At 47.6% G+C, this 6549-nt stretch carries 4 protein-coding genes; all 4 read right to left on the bottom strand.

What is annotated here, in order from left to right; translation table 11 throughout:
- Positions 1-31 precede the first annotated feature (31 nt).
- The 4 genes from AACY82_RS10665 to AACY82_RS10650 all read right to left on the bottom strand — a co-directional run bounded on the left by AACY82_RS10665 (position 32) and on the right by AACY82_RS10650 (position 6387).
- Positions 32-871, bottom strand: a complete 840-nt coding sequence (locus tag AACY82_RS10665; protein WP_339616797.1) for a hypothetical protein — start codon at positions 869-871, stop codon at positions 32-34.
- Between the two features lie 134 nt (positions 872-1005).
- The gene (locus AACY82_RS10660) at positions 1006-1596 is read right to left on the bottom strand and encodes a Swt1 family HEPN domain-containing protein (RefSeq protein ID WP_339616796.1); all 591 of its coding nucleotides are present in this window, start codon (positions 1594-1596) and stop codon (positions 1006-1008) included.
- A gap of 2 nt (positions 1597-1598) precedes the next feature.
- Positions 1599-2258, bottom strand: a complete 660-nt coding sequence (locus AACY82_RS10655) for a DUF5343 domain-containing protein (RefSeq protein ID WP_339616795.1) — start codon at positions 2256-2258, stop codon at positions 1599-1601.
- A gap of 940 nt (positions 2259-3198) precedes the next feature.
- Positions 3199-6387 carry a hypothetical protein gene (locus AACY82_RS10650; RefSeq protein ID WP_339616794.1) on the bottom strand — a complete coding sequence of 1063 codons (3189 nt, stop codon included), beginning with the start codon at positions 6385-6387 and terminating at the stop codon, positions 3199-3201.
- Positions 6388-6549: the final 162 nt, after the last annotated feature.

The raw sequence follows: 6549 nt of genomic DNA, 5'->3' as shown, positions 1-6549 counted from the left end.
TTGAGCAAGAAGCCCTCGCTAAATTGAGTGTCTAGTTTTGATGGTAGGGATCATCTAGTTGGTTTGGCACTAACAATGAATATGAAGTACTGTGTAACAGAGAGCTAGTATAATCGTATATAAAATTGTACATCTCTATTAGCCCAACGCCTTCAGCTTTAACCTTCCAGCTTCGAGTATCTTTAAGTTCTTTCTCAATCCGACTCAGCTGCCCCCTAAAATCGAATAAGCTCGTGGCTTCGCTATCTTCGAGAAGGGACTTTTTCACTTCTAGCCACTCATTGGCTATTTGCTCTTCCCTTTCTTGATGCTGAGAGAGGAATGAATTGATATACGTTTTATGAAATCCAGCACCGTTAAACTCAGCCATATCTAAGAATATTGAAATTTCCTTATCAAGATCATCATAAAGTTTATCTATGGCAATCTTCGTTTCCATAAACTGATCTGGGCTTGATGCTTGCTGCTCAAGTGCGGCCTCCTCAGCTGACAACTTTTCGAGTCTGCGCAAATCTTTCAGTGCGTATTCTTCGAGGCTCTTTGATTTTTCAAGTTGGTGTTTGTAAATCGAGTATCTTAACTTGTACTTAAATGACTCTTCGGCGACAAGAAGTCTTGTTGTTATACAGGTTTCAAATAGAAATCTAAGATTCGAGACCATTAAAAGTGTTGAATTATGCTGACTCTCTATTTCATTGAAGCAGCGACTTAGTGAATCTAATATACTAAGGGTTAACTCTTTTACTAGAGGTTTATTATTAAACACACCTGCAAGCGCTCTTATTTGCTCAATAGTCTCTTGATTTCCGTCGACTACCTTTTTTCGCCTTTGCTCAACATATTGATCTAGTCCGGGCGCATAATTAAACACAGTACTTTCCTTGAATAGCTAACGCCAAGCTCACCTGAAGTTTTTTGCGGAGAGAAATTGTGTAAAATGGAGCGCAGCGACATACACAATTGAGCGTAGCAAAAAATGTCAGGTGCAGCTTTTTGTTAGATGCTTTACTCTGCAAGTCGAAACCAGTCTCTCAAACTTAGCTCCAACCTTAACACCTCATCTTCTGCTAGCAAGCTACAGTGTGCAATCGGGTTTCTTAACGTATTTAGGCTAAACATAATTTTGTCTAGCGCTTTTTGATTATTTAAAACGCTAGAAAATAATGACCAGTTTTTTCTAATAATCTCTCCGAGCTCTCCAAAATTAGTGTAATCTAATGGCTCGCTAGAGCGCGGAGTTATACCGGACTCGCTCTCTCTGCGAATCCTAGACTTTACGTCTCCGACTATGTTTGGCGGTACATACTTGTCGCACCACCAGCTTTCACCATATGTATCCTCTAGCAGCTCGGATATTTGATTTCTAATTGTTTTCTCTAGACAGTAGAATAGCTCATAGTTTCTAGACATACGCGACGCCTCATCGCGAAGCTCTTTACTGAATTGCGGAAAATAAGCTTCCTCAATCTCACTTGATATTTTTTCGCGATCTTGATCTCGTAATTCAATCTCGTATTCTTGCTCTATATCGTCAAGCTCCGATTCTAGAAGCATATTAGTCATTCCAAAAGCTTTAACTCTATCCCCGAAGTTCATGGTTAATCCTCGAGAATATGTTGCTTAAGACTTTTAAATATAGCATTAAAAACTTCAATGTCTTTTGTTGCGGGAAGGTTTAGATTAATCGTATAAGAAAGATTTATGCTTTTTGAGCTTCCGGCAGGAACATTTTCAACTTGTTTGGGTAAGTTGATCGTGTCCTGACGTACCTCCTCTAATTGAGGCGGGACTGGATCGGTATCAACTTCACCATCACCATTGAATTCATCCACGTCAAAATCAGCGTGTTTCCTTAGAGTATTGATAGTTGCTAGGGTATATTTGGTAGCAGCACTATCTTTCTCACCTCCTGTACATTCAACAATTAAGCCCAATAATTCATCATCATCCACATCATGAACATATTCATTCATTTCATAAAGACGGGCATATAGTTTTCTAAACCCTTCACCGAGGGCAGTCCTCGATTTTCTAGGATTCCTGTATTCTTTATAACGATCTGATGGGGTGCCGTCAGAATTTACAAATCCCATTTTCTTGAGGATTGGAATACATGCATTGGCGCTTCCACCTTTCAGCGACAACTTTGTGTGAACAAAATCTTGTGTAAATCGTTCAGGAACAGATGCTTTCTTAATTTTCTCAAGCATTTTTTCTAAGGTTCCCCAAGAAGTGCTATAGGGTAGATTTTCAGCCATAATTCTCATTCCTTTTGTTTTTAAGCTGGTGCCAAGTTTCGAGACGTTGCATCTAACATTTTAATAGGCTCCCTCTGGAAATTCCGACACCAAGGAGCCTATCCTTTATTGAATTTTAACCGAAACTACCTCGAAGACCCCGCCAATTCAAACCTCCAGAAGAGTTTGAATTATGTTCAAGCAAAAATAGACCGTACTGGGAGGGAGCCTATTTCCGGCCAAACAACATACTGCATCCCATTGATTATTATATATTATTTATGATAATAGCCAATAACCTCCCAAAATAGGCTCCTTAAATACCTATTGCGACTATTGGAATAGACCGTACATACAACTGTACAGGATAACAGCATTGTGGTTAGCCCAACCAACGCCCGAATGTTAATCACGATCTAAAGCCATATGCCTGGCAAGACAGACTTCAAAATAAAAGCCCACATTGATAGAGCACCATACAGCCGCACCTCTAAAACCAGCCTCAAAGCGTGGGTAATGCACTCCGCTCACTGGATACCGGCTCAAGGCCGGCATGACGATGTGAAGACAATAAATATGGTATTTCGACGGCTCAACTAACCACGAAGCACCGCTTTTAGCTCCCCTGCAGCCAGCCGAACGTAGGCTAATTTTAGGGGGTAAGCAAACAGGACGTTTGCGCAAGCATCGCCACGCCATGGACGGCGTGTCGATGCGGCCCTCTAAAATTCGCCGGAGTGAGGGAACCCTTTAGGGCTGAGATGCCGGGGTGGCCTTTCTTTTGAGTACTTTTCTTTCGGCCAAGCAAAGAAAAGTACTTCGCCACGCCCGGCGACACGGGCATATAAACTAAAGCCCGCCTTGGCGGCACTCCACAGCTTCCATAAATAAGTTAAATTCTCTACAGTGCTCCAATCACACGAACCTCAACCATGCCCTCAACTCAAACACACTCGAGCTGTTACGGCTCCACCACCTTCCTCGCGCTATTAATCCTAAACTTCCACTGCTTAAACACATCCCCCTCCCGCTCAAGATTCAAACGGCTCGCCACATAATGTAAACGCCGGGTGGCCTCACCGTTGGGCGCTAAGTCAAAGCGTTGCTTTAACCAATACGGCGGTATCGCCTGGTAATACATCGTCGCCTCTACCGTGAGTGGTTTATCACGGTAGTGTGCGGGTAAATCAATACGGTACTGCAACGAGTCCCGACCAATAAAGCCTGTACCCTGATCTTGGTAATCGGGGTCGGTGCCCACAAAGTGCGGATCGGTGGCTTCCATAAATTGCGTCATCACCTCGCCTTGTGGCTCAAAGAACGATGAATCGCGCCAGCCATCGGGCAGCAGCCGGTTATCTTTTACGATGTGCACGCGGTGAACAAAGCTGGTGGTAAACTCCTGGGCTTTATTGCGGTTTAGCTCTTCGTAAATTTGTACCTGTTTATCGCTGGTAATAACCTGATGATGCGCCTGGTAACAGCCGGCGGGTTGATTATTCCGGTGCCCGCAATCGCCTTTAGGTAAAAACTCGGTGGCCAGTGGTTGATCCGAGTGATCGACAATAACACCGGCATCGTTGGTGCGCCCCGAACTCCAGACGATTTCGTCACCGTCTTTTACCAGCAGCTCGATAAACCCGCGCCTAAATGCCACGCCGCTGGGAAAGCGGTGCCCGGTTTTGTTTTTAGCGGTTACATCAACCACCAGGGTATTGTCTGCAAAGTGGAGTTTATCGATACTCATATCGACGGTACTGTGACGCGCTTGCTGCTTCATGCTCTCTAGCGCCAAATCAACGCCGGCCTCGGATGCTCCCGTCATATAGCTTTTAGGGGCTACCCCCAGTATTGGCTCAAACTGTTTAAACATGCTTAACAAGAAGGCATTTAGCCCCACGTGGGTGTGGCGCTTGTACTCTTTGCGAAATGGCACATCGAGTTCATCGGCCGCCAAGCCGTGGTCGGCATCCGGGTAGTTGCTGTCTTCTATGGTGGCGATTTTGCTGATCAGCTCATCAATGGAAACATCGTCTTTCTCGCTGGCAAAGCTTGAGGGCATGTGGCAATCCTGACAGCTTTGCGCGGTATCACCCTGCGCGAAGGCGCTGTTCTGCCACTCTAAAAAGGTCGCCTGCTCGATAGAGTGCGGATACTCGGCAAACGCCGGGTCAACCTCGGCAGCTTGCAGAACCGGCAAGCGGGTATCGCTAGAGCCGATGTTAGGAAGGTTAATGGTGTGGCACGTGCCGCACAATTCCGACTTTTGTATAAAGTCGTTTTTGCTAGGCGTTATATTGAGTGCGTGCTCCATGGGCTTTTGTGCCACATCGAAAGGCCCATTAAGAGTGCCCGCATCGCTGGTATCAAAGCGCCCGGTGGAGTTATGAAACAACAAGTACGCCAGCGCTTTATCTTCTATGCCCGTACTGACCCAACCCTTCGGCGGGTTCCAGCTTGCCACGGCTTGCTCGTCTGGCCCGTCAATGCGGTGACACACCATGCAGCTGATGCCATCGCGCCCGAGTGCGCCGTATTGATGGTATTGCTTTTCCTCTAAGCTTTGCGTCTCTCCGGAAGATAGTTGCTCGGTATAGTAAAAAAAATCGGTTTTAAAATTTTTATCCAAGCTCTCGTTTTGATGGGCGTCTAGCGTTAACTGCCTTTGGCCCATGGCGCCGTGGCAACTCAGGCACGTGTTGGTTACCGCTTGCTGGGTTTCTTTTAGCGGGCCTTTTAAACCGGATTCTTCTGGATTTTTGGCGTCTTTATTTAATATTGCCATTTCGCTTTCTAGCTGCGCGTGGAAAATCGGGTCTCGCCCCGCCAGGCCCATGGGTGACCAGCGCCACTCGCCGTACTCTGAAATATCAAAACCATCGCCATACTCGGGGCCGGTGGCCACAAACATGGTGGTGCCAAAGGTGTCGGCACTTAAGCCACCGTGGCAGCCAAGGCAGTTATCCGAGGTGACATACTCCTGCGGCTCACCGCTTTTTTGCACGACGTGATCCAGCCACTGCTGGGGAAACTTTTTAACATCCGCCGCTTTTAATGCCGGTATCTGCGGGAAGGTGTTAAGAAAGGCTTGATTGATGTAATGCTCGTCACCCGTGTTTTCGTCGCTAAACAGCTTGGCGTAGGTCGCCTCATCCATTTGTGAATCGCGATCGTGCTCGTTAAACGAGGCGTCGGCGGCTGCACGCCGAACACGCTGCTGGGTAGACCAAGGCAACTGCGACAGCGGAACGTCGAAGATGGCTTTTAGCTCCGGGTCATCGAGCAGCAAGGATAGCGGATAGTTAGCGAAGTGGCTGGCGGTGCGCCAGGAGTTATCGTCAAGAAACCGCAGCGGGTCGCCCTTAGACTCAAACCCGTTAATATTACGCAAGCTGGCAAAGGTTAGCTCATTATCCGCCGAGGCGTGGCAGCGTAGGCAAGGCATACCAAAACCGGACAACCGAACGCCGTTGGTCGCCACGTAGGACTTTGCCTTGTTGTTGTTTTCACGGGTATCCAGCTGCGCCTTTACCGCCTCTGTGGTGCTTTGCCGCTTGCCATTTACTAAGGTGGGCGCCGAGACGCTACCCCAAAACCAACCGTCGCTCGAGGCCTTGGCATCTTTCACCATAACCGTCCAATCCGAGAGCTGCTGCAATCGCAAAGACTCGTATTCATCGGCACTCTTAAGGCGGCGTATATCGCGGTAGATTTGTGCCGGCGCCCCGTACATCTCTTTAATAATCATGGCGCCATCGGGAATCTCACTCTCGATGCCCTTTTCGCGGTTGAGCAACCACGCCATCATATTAGGTGAGTAATAAATCAGCACTGCCGGATGAGTACCATGGTACTGGCCATCAACGAAAGGCCCGGTATCGCGCACCTCTTTGTCGTGGCACCAACCCAACGCCGCGTATTCGCGGTTTATAACCCAAGGGTAAAGCGCTTGCTCGTAATCGACTAACGGGAGGGAGCCGGGCAAGGGTAAAGAGGCCGACGCCGATTTGGGGGCTATCGCACAATCGAGTGACTGTAGATCAACATGAATAGCATCGCCGTCGGCGCCCTTGGCCGTCACCATGGGTGCCACCACAAGGGCCAGCAGAACCAACACAGCCAATTTTGGTACAACGATTCGAGCAACCATTACGGCTTCCTTATTATCGGGCGCAAGGCCTCGCGTAATCTTAAAAGAGGGTCCACCCAGTGTAGTGGATAAAAACGCCATAATATTAATCTGTAATCGTGTGTAATTTAGTGGCGGCTGAGATATCGGCGCACTTGACGTGCGGGTGCGCCAGAACCAATC

This window comes from uncultured Gilvimarinus sp., assembly GCF_963972205.1.
Lineage (GTDB): Bacteria > Pseudomonadota > Gammaproteobacteria > Pseudomonadales > Cellvibrionaceae > Gilvimarinus > Gilvimarinus japonicus.
The sequence above is the reverse complement of the archived record's forward strand: the minus strand, read 5'-3'. Positions and strand labels throughout refer to the sequence as shown.